At 60.8% G+C, this 16,126-nt stretch carries 13 protein-coding genes; 11 read left to right on the top strand and 2 right to left on the bottom strand.

The window, feature by feature from the left end; genetic code table 11:
* The first annotated feature begins 84 nt into the window (after positions 1 to 84).
* Together BUS06_RS08960 and BUS06_RS08955 are read left to right on the top strand one after the other, a co-directional pair.
* Positions 85 to 1,539: an FAD-binding oxidoreductase gene (locus BUS06_RS08960; protein WP_083611371.1), complete on the top strand. Its 1,455-nt coding sequence runs from the start codon at positions 85 to 87 to the stop codon at positions 1,537 to 1,539.
* Positions 1,540 to 1,575: 36 nt separating this feature from the next.
* Positions 1,576 to 2,397: a metallophosphoesterase gene (locus tag BUS06_RS08955; protein WP_074263947.1), complete on the top strand. Its 822-nt coding sequence runs from the start codon at positions 1,576 to 1,578 to the stop codon at positions 2,395 to 2,397.
* A 48-nt stretch (positions 2,398 to 2,445) separates the two neighbouring features.
* On the opposite strand, the gene BUS06_RS37800 is transcribed toward BUS06_RS08955, so the two are convergent.
* Both BUS06_RS37800 and BUS06_RS08950 read right to left on the bottom strand, forming a co-directional pair.
* A complete protein-coding gene (locus BUS06_RS37800; protein ID WP_167379378.1) occupies positions 2,446 to 2,601 on the bottom strand; it encodes a hypothetical protein in 156 nt (51 codons plus the stop codon).
* Positions 2,602 to 2,804: 203 nt separating this feature from the next.
* Complete coding sequence (locus BUS06_RS08950) at positions 2,805 to 3,743, bottom strand: LysR family transcriptional regulator (RefSeq protein WP_074263946.1); 939 nt, start codon at positions 3,741 to 3,743, stop codon at positions 2,805 to 2,807.
* Between the two features lie 155 nt (positions 3,744 to 3,898).
* Here BUS06_RS08950 and BUS06_RS08945 point away from each other — a divergent pair, with 155 nt between their 5' ends.
* The 9 genes from BUS06_RS08945 (at position 3,899) to BUS06_RS08905 (ending at position 16,084) form a co-directional block, all read left to right on the top strand.
* Positions 3,899 to 5,467 carry an efflux transporter outer membrane subunit gene (locus BUS06_RS08945; RefSeq protein WP_074263945.1) on the top strand — a complete coding sequence of 523 codons (1,569 nt, stop codon included), beginning with the start codon at positions 3,899 to 3,901 and terminating at the stop codon, positions 5,465 to 5,467.
* 12 nt (positions 5,468 to 5,479) lie between these two features.
* Complete coding sequence (locus BUS06_RS08940; RefSeq protein WP_074263944.1) at positions 5,480 to 7,684, top strand: FUSC family protein; 2,205 nt, start codon at positions 5,480 to 5,482, stop codon at positions 7,682 to 7,684.
* Positions 7,674 to 7,874 (top strand): DUF1656 domain-containing protein, encoded by a 201-nt coding sequence (locus tag BUS06_RS08935; protein WP_074263943.1) that lies wholly within the window; start codon positions 7,674 to 7,676, stop codon positions 7,872 to 7,874. Before BUS06_RS08940 ends, BUS06_RS08935 begins: the two co-directional genes overlap by 11 nt.
* A 13-nt stretch (positions 7,875 to 7,887) precedes the next feature.
* Complete coding sequence (locus BUS06_RS08930) at positions 7,888 to 8,748, top strand: efflux RND transporter periplasmic adaptor subunit (protein WP_074263942.1); 861 nt, start codon at positions 7,888 to 7,890, stop codon at positions 8,746 to 8,748.
* An 804-nt stretch (positions 8,749 to 9,552) separates the two neighbouring features.
* On the top strand, positions 9,553 to 12,006 hold the full coding sequence (locus BUS06_RS08925; RefSeq protein ID WP_074263941.1) for a type VI secretion system Vgr family protein: 2,454 nt from the start codon (positions 9,553 to 9,555) through the stop codon (positions 12,004 to 12,006).
* Between the two features lie 2 nt (positions 12,007 to 12,008).
* A complete protein-coding gene (locus BUS06_RS08920) occupies positions 12,009 to 12,890 on the top strand; it encodes a hypothetical protein (RefSeq protein ID WP_074263940.1) in 882 nt (293 codons plus the stop codon).
* Between the two features lie 118 nt (positions 12,891 to 13,008).
* Positions 13,009 to 14,145, top strand: a complete 1,137-nt coding sequence (locus BUS06_RS08915) for a WD40/YVTN/BNR-like repeat-containing protein (RefSeq protein ID WP_254368798.1) — start codon at positions 13,009 to 13,011, stop codon at positions 14,143 to 14,145.
* Between the two features lie 357 nt (positions 14,146 to 14,502).
* Positions 14,503 to 14,838: a hypothetical protein gene (locus BUS06_RS08910; protein WP_174567506.1), complete on the top strand. Its 336-nt coding sequence runs from the start codon at positions 14,503 to 14,505 to the stop codon at positions 14,836 to 14,838.
* Positions 14,828 to 16,084, top strand: coding sequence for a WD40/YVTN/BNR-like repeat-containing protein (locus BUS06_RS08905; RefSeq protein WP_254368788.1), 1,257 nt, complete (start codon positions 14,828 to 14,830; stop codon positions 16,082 to 16,084). The genes BUS06_RS08910 and BUS06_RS08905 overlap by 11 nt, the downstream gene beginning before the upstream one ends.
* The last annotated feature ends 42 nt before the right edge of the window (positions 16,085 to 16,126 follow it).

The raw sequence follows: 16,126 nt of genomic DNA, 5'->3' as shown, positions 1-16,126 counted from the left end.
TGCGGCCCGCAACGCGCAGCTCCCAAAGATCAACCGTAGACGAGGCGACGTCGCGTGTTCGCCTCTCTCTTCTGACCGACCATCATGACCCATTCCGCTTCTCAAACGGCACCTAACCTGGCCTCAGGCGATGCCTTCATCGCGGCCTGCCGCGACGCTATCGGTGTAGCACACGTTCTGACCGAATCCCACGACACCGCCTCCTACCTCACCGACTGGCGTCGCCGCTACACCGGCGCGGCCTGCGCGGTACTGTGTCCGGCGACACCCGCCGAGGTTGCCGCTCTGGTGAAGCTGGCAGTGGAATATGGCGTCGCACTGGTGCCGCAAGGCGGCAACACGGGCCTGGTCGGCGGAGCCACGCCGGATGCCGGCGGCGCACAAGCGGTGCTCAGTCTGCGCCGTCTAAACCGCGTCCGCGATATCGACCCGCACAACAACACGATCACCGTCGAAGCGGGCGTGATCCTCGCCGACGTGCAGGCCCGCGCGGAAGAAGCCGGCCGTCTGTTCCCGCTGAGTCTGGCGGCCGAAGGCAGTTGCACGATCGGCGGCAATCTCGCCACCAACGCGGGCGGCACCGGCGTGCTGCGCTATGGCAACACGCGCGAACTCTGTCTCGGTCTCGAAGTGGTGACCCCGCAAGGCGAGTTGTGGGACGGCCTGCGTGGCCTGCGCAAGGACAACACCGGCTACGATCTGCGCGACCTGTTCATCGGCGCGGAAGGCACGCTCGGCATCATCACCGCGGCCGTGCTGAAGCTGCATCCGCAGCCGGCGGCGCGCGTCACGGCGCTTGCCGCGCTCGCCTCGCCGCACGCTGCGCTCGATTTTCTCGCACTCACGCAGCGCTTTGCCGGTCCGCTTCTGACCGGCTTCGAGTTGATGTCCGATTTCTGCCTGCGACTCGTTAACCGGCATTTCGCTCAGATGCGCTATCCGTTCGCCGAGCCGCACGCGCAAGTCGTGCTGCTCGAACTATCGGACAGCGAAAGCGAAGAACACGCACGCGCCCTCTTCGAACGGCTGATGGAAACGGCGCTCGAGGAAGGACTGGTGCAGGACGCAGTGGTAGCGGAAAACCTCGCGCAATCGCGGGCTTTCTGGAATCTGCGCGAACACATTCCGCTCGCGCAGGCCGAAGAAGGTCTCAACATCAAGCACGATATCGCCGTGCCAATCTCACGCATCGGGCACTTCATCACAGAAACGGACGCCGCGATTGCGCAAGCCGTGCCGGGCGTACGCATGGTCACGTTCGGTCACCTTGGCGACGGCAATCTGCACTACAACGTGCAAGCCCCCGAAGGCGTCGATGCGAAAGCGTTTCTCGCGGAGTACCAGAGCCCGATCAACCAGATCGTCTACGACAGCGTGCATCGCCATCGCGGCAGCATCAGCGCGGAACACGGGCTCGGCCAGTTGAAGATCGACGAGGCGATGCACTACAAGCAGGACGTGGAAGTGCAGTTGATGCGAGCCGTCAAACGCGCGCTCGATCCACTCAACCTGATGAATCCCGGCAAGGTGCTACGCTAGGAGTACAGGCTTTCCATCCACAAAGGAGTGCCGTTCGTGAAGATCCGTGTGCTGTCCGACCTGCATCTGGAGTGCGACGAGCCGGAAGTGATCCCGCATGCGCAGGCGGATCTGATTGTGCTTGCCGGCGATATTCACAATCACGCAGCGGGTGCGCGCTGGGCCGCCGAGACGTTCGACGGGGCTGCGCCCGTCGTCTATGTGCCAGGCAATCACGAGTACTACGACGGAGAATTCGGCGCGCTGGAAGCGGCCATGCGCGATGCGGCAGCATCGGTCGAGAACGTGCACTTTCTGAATAACGCTGCGCTGGTGGATCCCGCTGGCGAATGGCGCGTGCTTGGGACCACCTTGTGGACCGACTTCACGCTCTATGGCGCTGACGAGGAGGCGCTGGCGATTTCGACGGCAGCAGCCCAGCGCGTCATGCTCGACTTCAAAGGTTTGATCCAGCTCACGTGGCCGCACGACGTCTCGGCCGCGGCGAACACCACTGCCACACGCGATTTCACCCCTGCCGACTCCCTCGCGCTACATGCACAGGCGCGCGCGTGGCTAGAGCGGGAATTGAGCAAGCCATTCGCGGGGAAAACCATCGTGGTCACGCATCACGCGCCGCACCGGTTGAGTCTCGCCGAGCGTTACGCGGATGACCGCGTGTCGGCCGGCTTCGTCAGCCATCTGCCGACGCTGGTGCGCTCACCGGTTGTGCTGTGGATTCACGGTCACACTCACACGGCGTTCGACTACACCGTTGAGGGCACGCGGGTCATGTGCAATCCGCGTGGCTACCTCGACCGCCGCACTGGACAGCCGGAAAATCCGCAGTTTGCGTGGGACAGGGTGGTCGAAATATAAGATGCTTGAGCCGACACGGGCAGCGTCATCGACGCTACCCGCACACGCTCAGCGGCGGCGCTGATATCCCGCTGCGTCGCGACGTTCGGCGCGGATCGGCACCAGTTGCGGCTGCGCACGCAGGTTGCGCAACAGATCGCGCGAGGCGGCAATTCCAATCAGTCCCAGCATGACGGCCACGCCGATCAGCAGATGCGTATCCATGAGTCCCTCTTCGTTCCAGTAAATTCAGATTCCTGACTGCAACCCACTCGGTCCGGCCAGCGCGTTGACCCAACGTTATCAAATCAAATCGGCGGGAGAAGTAAGGAAATGTTGCGATGCCGAAGATCTGTAACAGCCTGTGATGCACGGCGAGAACGGTCAGTCAACGCGAACCGGCGGACGGCGTGCGCCAGGACCCGCCGTCACGTGCGGATGAATTTACGCAGTTCGGCCTGATCGGTGGCGAGCGTCGAGGGTAGTTCGTCACGCAGAAATTCGACCCAGGTGCGGATCTTCGCGTCGAGATACTGGCGCGACGGGTACAGCGCATACACGTTCATCTCCTGGGACGTGTACTCCGGCAACACCCACATCAACTGGCCGCTACGCAGGCCACTGATCGCCGAATAGATCGGGATGAGGCCAATGCCCATGCCCTCGCGCACCGCCACCGCCAGCGCCTCGGCGACATTCACCTGAAACGTCGCCGCGCCCAGCGCCAGGGTCTCCTGACCATTCGGGCCGTCGAAGGTCCATTCGTTTGTCGGAAATACCGGCGTGACCATCTGCAGACAGGTGTGGCGGCTGAGATCCGAAGGCGTCTGCGGTACGCCATTACGTTCAAGGTAAGCAGGCGACGCACAGGCAACGCTAAATGCGCTGCCCAGGCGCTGCGAAACGAGCCCCGAGTCCGGCAGATCGTGCGCCAGCACGAGCGCAACGTCATAGCCCTCGTCGAGCAGGTCGGGCATGCGTTGCGCCAGCGTCAATTCAACCTGTACTTCCGGATAGCGCTGCTGATAACGCCCGACGGCCGGCACCACATAGTGCTGGCCGAAACTCGTCATGGCGTGGACTTTCAGCTTGCCGGACGGCTTTGCGTGAGCATCGCCCGCTTCGGCTTCGGCCTGATCGACGTAGGCCAGAATCTGTTCGCAGCGCTGCAGATAACGCTCGCCGGCTTCGGTCAGCGCAATGCGGCGCGTGGTGCGATTGAGCAACCGGGTGCGCAGATGCGCCTCGAGATCGGAGACCGCGCGCGACGCATACGCCGTGGTCGTATTGAGGTGCTGCGCGGCACCGGTGAAGCTGCCCGCCTCGACGACGCGGGTGAAAACACGCATGTTTTGAAGCGTATCCATACCTATCCTCACTGAGACGAAGCGATTGTTACACGCTTCGCAAGAGCGATTATCTCAATTTCCGTAAAAATGCCTTACATCTTTGCGGGTTATTCGTAAATACAGCGAAAAATATAATGGCGCACAAGGTACTTTAGTCAATAAAGGAGTAAATCGTGCAGCCTCCGGTACAAAAAGGGATCACCGCGATCGCGGTTCTTACGATCTCCATGATAATCGCCGGCTGCGCCAGTACCGGAGGCATCGCGCCTCAGGCACGCGGAATGAATCCGTCCTCGCTCGATGCCGGCGCGGCGATTCGTGCCGCCGATGCCGAGGCGCAGTGGCCCGCTGCGGACTGGTGGCGCGTCTATAACGATCCGCAGCTCAATGCGTGGATCGACGCGGCTCAGGCCGGCAATCCGATGCTCGCCGTTGCGCAGGCACGGGTGCGCGAAGCGCAATCGCTGGCTGGCGTGGCGCACGCGGCGCTCTCGCCGCAGGTCAACGGCAATCTGTCGCTCGAGCGTCAGCACTGGCCAGACAATATCTATTACGGTCCGGGTTCGCTCTCGAACACCAACTCCTACGACAACACCGGCACGCTCGGCCTGTCCTATCACCTTGACCTGTGGGGCAAGGACAAGAACGCCGCCGAGCAGGCGCTCGACGCCGCTCACGCCAGCGCAGCCGACGAACGCGCCGCGCAACTCGAACTCGAAGCGAACGTGGTGCGTGCGTATATCGGTATGTCGATGAATTACGCGCTGCTCGACATCGCCCAGGCGACGCTGCAACAGCAACAGCAGATCGTCGATCTCGCCACGCGCCGTCTCAAAGGTGGTCTCGGCACGCAGCTCGAAGTGAGCCAGGCCGAAACGCCTGTGCCCGAATACGAACGCCAGATCGACGCACTCGAAGAGCAGATCGCGCTGGGCCGCAATCAGCTTGCGGCGCTGGCAGGCAAAGGTCCCGGCGCGGGCGATTCGATCACCCGTCCAACGCTTTCTCTCGACGCGCCCGCAGGCTTGCCTTCGACGCTGCCTGCCGAGCTGCTCGGCCATCGTCCCGATATCGTCGCGGCGCGTTGGACGGTGGCGGCACAGGCGCGCGGTATCGACGTCGCCAAGGCCAACTTCTATCCGGACATCAATCTGCTGGCATCGATGGGCGGCTATGCTGCGGCCGGTCCGCTGTTCCAGTTCCTGAAGGCGACCAACGGCGGCTGGACCGCGGGACCGGCGATGTCGCTGCCGATCTTCGACGGCGGCCGGCTGCGCTCGCAACTGGGCGCCGCGGATGCCGGTTATGACACGGCAGTCGAGCAGTACAACCAGACCATCGTCAGCGCGCTGAAGGACGTGGCGGACCAGGTGGTGCGGATCCGTTCTCTCGAGACGCAGGCCAACGATGCCGATCGCTCGGTCGCTGCCGCACACAAGAACTATGACCTCGCGAAGGAAGGCTACCGGCGTGGTCTGACGGACTATCTGAATGTGCTGGTGGCGCAGAACCAGTTGCTGCGTGCGCAGGAAGGCGTCGCACGTGTGCAGGCCGAGCGGCTGGGTGCGCATGCTTCTCTGATGACGGCGCTCGGTGGCGGCCTCGCCGATCCGGCTGACGGCCCGAAGACGGATGAAACGCTGCCGGCGCATGGGAAGGGCAAAACGGCGACGGCGGCGCCGCCGACCGCCAACGCAATGACTGGCGGTCAAGCCTCGGCCTACGCGCCCACTGTGCAGTAAGGGCCGCGAATCATGTCCACCTCCCCCTCCTCAGCCCCGCGCCAGCCACTCACTTTGACGGCCTTCTACGCGGCCGCCGCCGATTGGGCCCGCACCGACGGCCTGACCTGGATCTATATCTTCAAGGCGCTGGCTGCCGCGTTTCTTTCGCTATACGTAGCGATGAAACTCGACCTGCCGCAACCGCGTACCGCGATGACGACCGTCTTCATCGTGATGCAACCGCAAAGCGGCATGGTGTTCGCGAAGAGCTTCTACCGGATCTGCGGCACGGTGGTCGGGCTCGTCGTCATGCTGGCGCTGATCGGCCGGTTTGCGCAGCAGCCGGAACTCTTCATCGCGTCGACGGCGATCTGGGTCGGCATCTGTACCGCGGGTGCCGCGCGCAACCGAAATTTCCGCACGTATGGCTTCGTGCTGGCCGGCTACACCGCCGCGTTGATCGGCTTTCCGGCGGCACAACATCCAGACGGCGCGTTCATTTCCGCAACGACGCGCGTCGCGGAAATCGTGGTCGGCATTGTCTGTTCCGGCGCAGTCAGCGGTCTGGTGTTCCCGCAATTCACCGGCGAACAGATGCGCACCACCATACGCGGCCGTTTTAGTGCGTTCGTCGAATACGTTTCGGCGTCGCTGTCGGGCCAGGTCGATCGCGCGCAGATCGAGGCCACCAACGCACGCTTTGTCGCAGACATCGTGGGCTTCGAAGCGATCCGCAGCGTCGCCGTGTTCGAAACCCCGGCCTCGCGGATGAGAGGCGGCCGCCTGTCGCGCCTGAACAGCGAGTTCATGACTGCATCGACGCGCTTTCACGCCTTGCATCAGTTGATGAACCGGCTGCATGAGGCCGGCGCGTCTGCCGCTATCGAAGCCATCGAACCGTACTTCAAGGAGATCGCGCCACTCCTCGACAAATCCGGCGAACCGGTTCTGACCGCCGCCGATGCCGTGCGCGTGACCGAACAACTGGAAACCTACAAGACCGAGTTGCCCAACCGGCTGCGGGCAACGCGCGAAGCGCTGGAAGCCCGCCCCGACGTGCCGCTGCTCGATTTCGACACCGCCGCCGAACTGCTCTACCGCTTCATCGACGATCTGCACGCGTATGCGGCCACGTATGCCTCGCTGGCGAGCGATACGCACGAGCGCGAGCGCTGGATCGACCGCTATGAGCCGCGGACCAACGCATTGTTTGCAGGGGTCGCCGGCATGCGCGCGACGATCGTGATCGCGCTGCTGGGCGTGTTCTGGATCGCGAGCGCGTGGCCGAGCGGCGTCACGCTGCTGCCGGTCGGCGCGGCGACCTGTGCTCTGGCGTCCACATCGCCGAACCCTACCCGCATGGCATTTCAGATGGCGGGCGGCACGCTCCTGTCGTCGCTGATGGGGATGATTGTCGTATTCGGGCTGTATCCGCGCGTCGACGGTTTTCCGCTGCTTTGCGTTGCGCTCGCGCCGTTCCTGCTGCTCGGCGTATTCATGACGACGCGCCCAAAGCTGGCCGGCTACGGCGTGGGTTACTGCATTTTCTTTTGCTTCCTCGCGGGTCCGGACAACGTGATCCACTACGATCCGACCGGCGTGATCAACGATGGGCTGGCGCTGTTCCTGTCGATGCTCGTGTGTTCGATCGCATTCGCGCTGCTCCTGCCGCCGTCGCTGCCGTGGATGCGCAACCGTCTGTTGATCGACCTGCGCCGCCATGTCGTGACGGCCTGCAACTCACGTCTGACACGCCTGCGCTCCCGCTTCGAAAGCGGCGCACGCGACCTGATGTTCCAGATCAACGCGCTCGCCGAGACAGAACCCGAGGTCAAGCGCGACAGCCTGCGCTGGCTGTTCGCCGTGCTCGAAGTGGGCAACGCGATCATCGATATGCGGCGCGAGATCGGCGCGCTGCCGCCGGACGCCCGCTACGCGAAAACGATGCCGTGGCGCGTTGCTGAACGCAAGATGCGCGACGCAATCGCAGCGCTCTTCGACCGGCCAAGCGCACAACGGATGGACACCGCGCTCGCAGCGACGATCGACGCTACTGCGGCCGTCCAGCAAGTGCTGTCGACGTTCACACCACCGCGTGAGGAGCATCATCGACTGCAACGCATCCTGAGTCATCTGCATTTCATTCGTACCGCGCTGCTCGATCCGCAATCGCCACTAGAGACGCTGGTGGGCTCGCGGACCGGGAAACAAGAAGGAGTTCGCCATGCCACGTGAAGTTGCTGTGCTTGACGCTTACGTGCCGGCCATTGTGTTGATGTTCATTGCCGGCGCTGTGCTTACCTGGGTGTTGGATCGCGCGATTGCCTATACGGGACTGTATCGCGTGGTGTGGCATCCGAACCTGTTCCGGGCCAGCTTGCTCGTATGTGTGTGCGGCGTGCTGGGTCTCGCCGTTTATCGTTGATCAGAGTCGAATCATGACCATCCGAAATATTCTGGGTTTTGTGGCAACAGCCGTCGTATTCATTGTTGCGCTGCTGATAGGCCGCGCCTTATGGGTCCACTACATGGACGAGCCGTGGACACGCGACGGACGGGTGCGCGCGGACGTCGTGAACATTGCGCCGGACGTCTCGGGCGCGGTGGTGGCGCTGCCGGTACACGACAACGAGCTGGTAAAGAAAGGCGATTTGCTGATGCAGATCGACCCCTCGCATTACCAGATCGCGGTCGAGCAGGCACAGGCTGCCGTCGCGGCACGCAAGGCCGAGTTGCAGATGCGCCGCGACGACGCGCAACGCCGCGCGGACATGGACAGCCAGGTGGTGTCGAAGGAGAGTCAGGAAAACGCGACGCATACGGCGTCTGCTGCGGAAGCGGCATATGAGCAGGCGCTGGCCGCGCTGGATGCCGCGAAGTTGAATCTGGAGCGCACGCGCGTGGTGTCACCGGTGGATGGATATGTGACGAATCTGAGCGTGTTCCAGGGGGACTATGCCATCGCGGGCGCGGCGAAGCTCGCTATTGTGGATAGTCATTCATTCTGGGTGTATGGCTACTTTGAAGAAACGAAACTGCCGCACGTGAATGTCGGCGATAAGGCTGAGATGCGGTTGATGAGTGGTGGTGTGTTGCAGGGGCACGTGGAGAGCATTTCGCGGGGGATTTACGACCGCGATAATCCGCAGAGCCGCGAGCTGCTGGCTGATGTGAATCCGACTTTTAACTGGGTGAGGTTGGCGCAGCGGGTGCCCGTCCGGATTCAGATTGATCATGTCCCCGATGGGGTCGTTTTGTCGGCTGGGACTACTTGTACTGTTGTTGTTAAGGCTGGGTGAGGTTTTTGCCTGCGGCGCCTTGGTTTGGTGGTTGTTCTTGCGGTGTTGGCCTTTCCTTGCATTCTTAGTGGTCTATTAGCGATGCCCCTGTGCGGGGCGGCACTTACTTTCTTTGCCGCCGCAAAGAAAGTAAGCAAAGAAAGCGGGCTTGCAACCGCTAGCCTGTAGATGTCCACCACTGACATGAAGTCGGAGTGGTCCGCACACGAGAACTGCCTTCGCACCACACCCGTTAGTGACAAGGTAATCATCAGCTCCAGCGTCGCGCTACGCGCCCCGCCGTCGGGCATAACCCATCCTGCTGGTTATTTAGGTATGCTAGCGATATTGATGAGTCTTCGTTCATCAGGATGAGGCGTTTTATCCGTCCTGCTGCCCGGGGCGCTGCAATCAACCGGTTACCTCCTTTGCAAGTGGTCCGGGGCCTCTTCCCGTGACCGTTTCCCATGCGGACGCGAACAAGCGCGAAGTGGCCGTAGCCAGGGCCGCAACGTTGTCCGCAATTCGCACCTCGGACCGGCGAAGTCCGTCAGATGGGTTCCAGGGTCGCGGCATCCGAACAGAAATACGGACATTACGGATATTTTTGCGGATACCGTCTGCACGGGCGGCCAGGATTGCTCGCCCGCCGGATTGCGCCTCGACTTTCAACGATCAATTTGCAGAATTTTCCGCACGAATTGGGATGGCACGCAGGGTAAAAACCCTTAGGAGCCAAATAAGCTCCGCATCGCGGCCTCCCAATCTTTGTAGTCCTGCTGAATCAGGCCGCTCCTCTCAAACAATCGCAAGGAGGCCAGGCCAATGACAGACCTGCTGGGCGCACTTCAGGTCCTACCGGGGCGACAGGCGTACCACCTCGACGTACCCGGCACGGACAGCGCGGCGGCGCTCTCTGTGGTGTCGTTCGAGGCCACCGAGAAGATGGGTGCACCGACTGAGGTGCGTATCGTATTGACCCATCCGCAACCGCTTGCGCGCTCCGAATACCTGAGCCGTGACGCGTCGTTTGTCATCGTGCCGGACGATGGACCACCCCGGAAATTCTCCGGCTTTATCGCGCGCTTCTCAACGATCCAGAACACGAATGATTACGTCAAGTACGAAGTCGTGTTGAAGTCGCATTTCGGGCGGCTGGCAGCAGTGACCCGAAACAGGATCTTCCAGCATGGTTCAACGCCCGACATTCTGGCGGAGATGTTGCGCGGTCACGGAATGCTTGAGCACCAGTTCAGTTTCCGGCTACGCCGCCAGTATCCGAAGCATGCTTTTCGCATGCAGCACGGCATGAGCGACCAGAATTATGCGCATATGCTGCAGGAGAAATCGGGCATCTACAGCTATATCCAGGAGACAGAATACGGCGACCAGGTGGTGTTCGGGGACGACGTAGATCATTACATTTACGACGAACCGCAACGCGTCGTGCCGTACCGCGAAGCAGCGGGACTTGAGGCGGGTGGCGTCGAGGCGGTGACGGCGATAAAGACCCACACCGTGACGGTGCCGCAGTCGTTCATGGTCGCGGATTACAACCCGGAGCAAGCCTGGGAGCGTTTGCGCGATACGTCCAACGTTGCGCCCAGCGATCCCACCACTTACGGCCAGTCCTATATTTATGGCACTCACCACCTGGACCAGGCGGGAGCGAAGTGGGAAGCGCAGCTTCGCCACGAAGCGGCCATCGCCTGGCAGGTAGTCTTTGAAGGCGACAGCAACGTGCTGAACCTGCAGCCGGGGCGCGTACTGGAAACAGATCTTGTTTTACCCGATGCGCCCAAAGGCCAGTTGATTGTCGAGGTCACGCACAGCGGCGCGCGCGATACGCCCTACTCGAACAGCTACAAGGCAATCCCCGCTGACCGGCGCTTCCGTCTCAGGCTCGAGACGCAAACCTGGGCCAGAGTGACCGGCACGCTCAGCGCACGCGTCACCAGCCCGGACTCCTACAAATACGCATACATAACCGCAAACGGCCACTATACGGTGCGTTTTGATGCGGACTTCGAAACGTGGCCCAACGGCGGAGAAAGTGTTCCGCTGCGCCTCGCGAAGCCGTTCGCGGGCAAGCTGCAAACCGGCATGCACTTCCCGGCGCTGGACGATGCCGAAGCCGTGATTACCTGCCGCGACGGCGACCCGGACAAGCCCGAAATCGTTGCGTTCCACCATCACAGCCAGGCGCGCGACCTGGTGACGAATGACCGGCGCTGGCTCTCACGGAATGTGATCCGCACCCAGGCGAACAACAAGATCCGCTTTGAGGACTGGGCGGGCCAGGAAGGCGTCAAGCTCAGCACGGAGCACTCGGGCAAATCGCAACTGAATCTCGGCTACCTGGTTGACAACAAACTGGAAAAGCGCGGCGAAGGCTATGAGCTTCGCACATCCGGCTACGGAGTGAGCCGTGCAGGTAAGGGAATGATGGTCACGGCATATGACCGTCCAGGCGCGAGCGGGAAGCAGCTCGACATGCAGGAAACCATCGCACAACTGGAAAGCGCGCTGGCGACTGCGAAGGCGCTGGCAGCATCGGCACAAAGCGCCAAGGCAGAGCCTGCCGACACTGATGCGCAGCAGCAGACGAAGGAATATCTCGACGGGCTGAAGAAGCCGGGTCTGCTGATGAGCACCCCGGCATCGGCGGCTGTTGTCGCGGCCGGCGGCGTGCAGTTCGCGGCGCAGGACAGCATCAACGCTGTAGCCGGGAAGAACGCCGACTGGAGCGTGCTGAAACGCTTCACGGTCGCAGCGGGTGAAAAGATTTCGCTGTTCGCGCAGAAGTTCGGTGCCAGGATTTTTGCGGCAAAGGGTCCGGTCGAAGTGCAGGCACAGAATGATGCCATGTCGCTGCTGGCCTCCCAGGATCTGACGATGGAGAGCGTCAACGGCACGGTACGCATCAGCGCGAAGAAGGAACTCACCCTCGAATCAGGCGGTGCCTTTATCCACATGAAGGACGGCAGCATTACGTTAGGCGGCCCGTTCGACCTCTTTCTGAAGGTCATTACGATTCAGAAGAAAGGCGCGCAGAGACTGTCAACCGCGGTTCCGCCATTGCCGGAATCGACGGGGGCGTTTGATGAGGCTTTCGTCGCGCATTGGGCCGGGTCCGAAGTTCCTGTCGCCAATACGCGTTATCAGATGTTCTCTGAGGGCAAGCTGATTGCCGAAGGTACAACCAATGAACATGGCGAAACGTCGCTGGCGCAGAGCCATGTCCCCCAAGGCGTTTCGATTCGCTTGAAGGGCAATTAAAAATGGCAGATGAAGACAAGGATGTGGGTTACGCGGAATCGTACATGACGCTGAAGTCATACACGAAGCGTGCCCGCGTGGAGCGTACCGCCTGTGACGATCATGTCCCACCTGCTGCGGATTCGATAATCGGACATTGCGAGTACTACTACAGGCCGTTGCAGTGCGAATACACGGAAACAGTCGAGAAGGTCACGGCGGGCAGCGCATGGGCCAGCGTAAAAGCCTTCGCCACGTCCTGGGACCCGTGGACCGACAAGGAAGTCTCTGCCCGTCTGCTGCACCAGCGGCAGACGCTAATCCAGCCCGAATGTACCTCTTCCGACTGGTCCCGGCATAGCAACTTCATGATGCGGCACATCGGCTGCGGGCATAAGCCGCCCAGCTATTACGTCAGCTACGGTTACTTCTACTGTTCGAACTATGGTGCGAAATTGTTTCCGACGCTTAGCCCTGCTGGGCAAGCATGGCTTGTTCTTGCGAGGCGATATCTTCAGTTGGATATGGAAGATGGGCTCAACCAAAATATGCAGGGAAACAGAATCCAGATGAGCAGCGCCAAGCCAGGAAACGGCAGCTTCAAAATGGTGGTTCCTCAATACAAGCTTGAACTGGACAGCGACACGTTCAAGAGCTTTGCGTTCAAGACACACCCACTCGCCTACCTCGATGGCGGGCTGGCCGGTTTGCAGCTTCCGGACATGATGAAGATCATGGGTGGTCCGGCGATGGAGGAATGGGGCGACTGGCGAACCTACCAGCAGGTATGGGACAGCGGCAAGGTGGTTGCAGGCGACACCGTCGGCGATGCGTGGGATGCCACGAAGGCCGATATTGACGACCCGGTAAGCAAGGCGCTAGGGCGGCTGATGGGCGCGAAGTGACATGCGGACGCTCAAGCGCAGGACATTCATTTTCGGCGGCCTCCTCCTCGCCGCTATCGCAACTTACGGACATCACAGCATGACGACTCCAAGCTGGCAGACCATTTCAAGAGCGTTCATGAAGAACGACAAGCCGTATGGCGGCGGAAATAGCCATTTTAGTGGCAAGGACGTCATATCACTAAAGGTCGCTAGCCCCGAACTACGATATCGCGTTGTAGATTTGGACAAAGGATACAACGCGGCGCAAGCCGTTCCCGAAGAGTCATGGATGGACAATTCCAACGAACGGCTCAATCGCTCAACAGTTAGCTTTCTACGCGGAACGATTGACGGAGGCTTGACACGCTACTTCCAGCAGCCGGGACAGGATGCGGCCTGGTGGTATTCGAAGGACTGGACCACGCAGTATGTCAGCACGGACTGGATGGACTACAAGATTCCTGAGCCAAAGAATGGCTTGACACCGCATATCACGAAGCTCTGGCGCTCGCGCGATGGCGGCAAGAACTGGACGCAACTCGACTGGCTGGAAAACCGGAATATCAGCCAGCTACTTTTCCTTGATCCTGACCGGGGATACGCGGTTGGCTGGGGACCGTGCGTCTGGCGCACGGCGGATGGCGGCCGCACGTGGAAAGAGATCACGGTTCCGCTCCAAGCAACTGAGGACGACGAACCGCGAAAGACCTTCGACGGCGTAGACCTTGGTCCGGACGGCACGCTGCGTGTGGCCTACTACGTGCCGGAAGAAATAGCGGACATGCAACCTGAAAGCATCGTGGAGCGGCTGAAATGGGATAGCGACGCGTTCGAGCCTGACGTGAAGCTTCCTGATCAGGTAGTCGTTTCGCTCCAGTCCGAGCAGGTACCGCCCGATTACGCCTATTCGGTTTATGCGCTATCCCGGCTCGGCCCGCCGCGCAACTGGAAGGACTTGAGTGACAACGGGCACCGGACCGGTGCGCTATCGACATGGGGAAACCGTGGCAATCAGACGGTCGAGCAACCCCATACCTTCGATGCACGTCTGATGCTGGACGGACTCAGCGTGGGCAAGCGTGGCGTACTACTCGTGTATGCAACGGATGCCTCCGGGGAAGGTGCGCCACGCGACATGACGTTTGCCAGCAAGGACTATGGCAAATCGTGGACCGAGACCGATGACGGTATCACGCAAGGTGTTTATTTCGACCCCGCCACCAATACACAGTACGGCCTGTACGGCTATACGCTGAAAAAGCGACTCTGGTAGGCGTTCGCCTGGCTCCCGTGCTGGTGATTGCTGCCCCGCGCCGACGGGGCTCTCGCTAGTCCCCCAGAAGGAGCGACGATTGCGACCTTACATGCGCGGTCCATACCTCCATCGTCGGATCGCGCTGTTCCATCAGATCGATTCGGTGATACCAATGTCTCATGCTGCTTCTACTCTTTCAGCGTCTTGACGAGTGCGAGCGCGGAGCCGATAGCGGCACGCGGTGCGGCTCCTTCGCTTTCATCCGTTCACCGGAAATGGTCCAGATACCGCTTTCAGCCTGTTCTTGCGAGGCGATATCTTCAGTTGGATATGAAAGATGGGCTCAACCAAAATATGCAAGGAAACATAATCCAGATGAGCAACGCCACGCCGGGAAACGGCCGCTTCAAAATGACGGTTTCTCAATACAAGCTGGAACTAGAAAGCGATACTTTCAAGAGCTTTGCATTCAAGACACCCCCGCTCGCCTATCTTGATGACGGACTGGCCCGTTTGCAGCTTCCGGACATGATGAAAATCATGGGTGGCCCCGCGCTCGAAGAATGGGGCGACTGGCGAACCTACGAGCAGGTATGGGACAGCGGCAAGGTGGTTGCAGGCGACACCATCGGGGACGCACGGAACATAGCGAAAGCCGATATCGATGACCGGGTGAGCAAAGTGCTCGGGCGGCTAATGGATGCGAAGTGACATGCGGATGCCTAGGCGCAGGACACTCATTTTAGGCAGCCTTCTGGCCGCCATCGCAATTTACGGATATCACAGCATGACGACCCCAGGCTGGCAGACCATTTCAGCAACATTCATGAAAAATGACAAACCGTATGGGGGCGGCGACTCCCGGATCAATGGGAACGAGGTTATCAGTCTCAAGATTGCTGACCCGGTAATCACGTTCAAGCCCGTTAGTCAGCGGAACGACCCGGACTACGCGGAGCCTAGCGAAGCATGGATGAATAATTCCAGCGAGCGGCTGAATCGGCGCACCGTTAGCTTTTTTCGCGGCACCATCGACGGAGGGTTGACACGCCACTTCCAGCAGCCGGGACAGGATGCGGCCTGGTGGTATTCGAAGGACTGGACCACGCAGTATGTCAGCACGGACTGGATGGACTACAAGATTCCTGAGCCAAAGAATGGCTTGACACCGCATATCACGAAGCTCTGGCGCTCGCGCGATGGCGGCAAGAACTGGACGCAACTCGACTGGCTGGAAAGCCGGAATATCAGCCAGCTACTTTTCCTTGATCCTGACCGGGGATACGCGGTTGGCTGGGGACCGTGCGTCTGGCGCACGGCGGATGGCGGGCGTACATGGAAAGAAATCACAGTTCCGCTCTACGCAACCGAGGACGACGTGCCCCGAAAGACCTTTGACGCCGTGGACCTTGGTCCGGACGGCACGCTGCGTGTTGCCTACTACGTGCCGGAAGAAATAGCGGACATGCAACCTGAAAGCATTGTGGAGCGGCTGAAATGGGATAGCGACGCGTTCGAGCCTGACGTGAAGCTTCCTGATCAGGTAGTCGTTTCGCTACAGTCCGAGCAGGTACCGCCCGATTACGCCTATGCGATATATGCGCTATCCCGGCTCGGGGCGCCGCGCAACTGGAAGGACTTGAGTGACAACGGGCACCGGACCGGTGCGCTATCGACATGGGGAAACCGTCGCAATCAGACGGTCGAGCAACCCCATACCTTCGATGCACGTCTGATGCTGGACGGACTCAGCGTGGGCAAGCGTGGCGTACTGCTTGTGTATGCAACGGATGCCTCCGGCGAAGGTGCGCCACGCGACATGACGTTTGCCAGCAAGGACTACGGCAAATCGTGGACCGAAACCGATGACGGTATCACGCAAGGTGTTTATTTCGACCCCGCCACCAATACACAGTACGGCCTGTATGGCTATACGCTGAAAAAGCGAACCTGGTAGGCGTTCGCGTATAACGTCGGCGTTCGTAGATCCTGCCCCGTC

The sequence above is a fragment of the Paraburkholderia phenazinium genome, from assembly GCF_900141745.1.
GTDB lineage: Bacteria > Pseudomonadota > Gammaproteobacteria > Burkholderiales > Burkholderiaceae > Paraburkholderia > Paraburkholderia phenazinium_B.
Note: the sequence above shows the minus strand (reverse complement) of the source record. Positions and strands in the feature narration are given on the sequence as shown.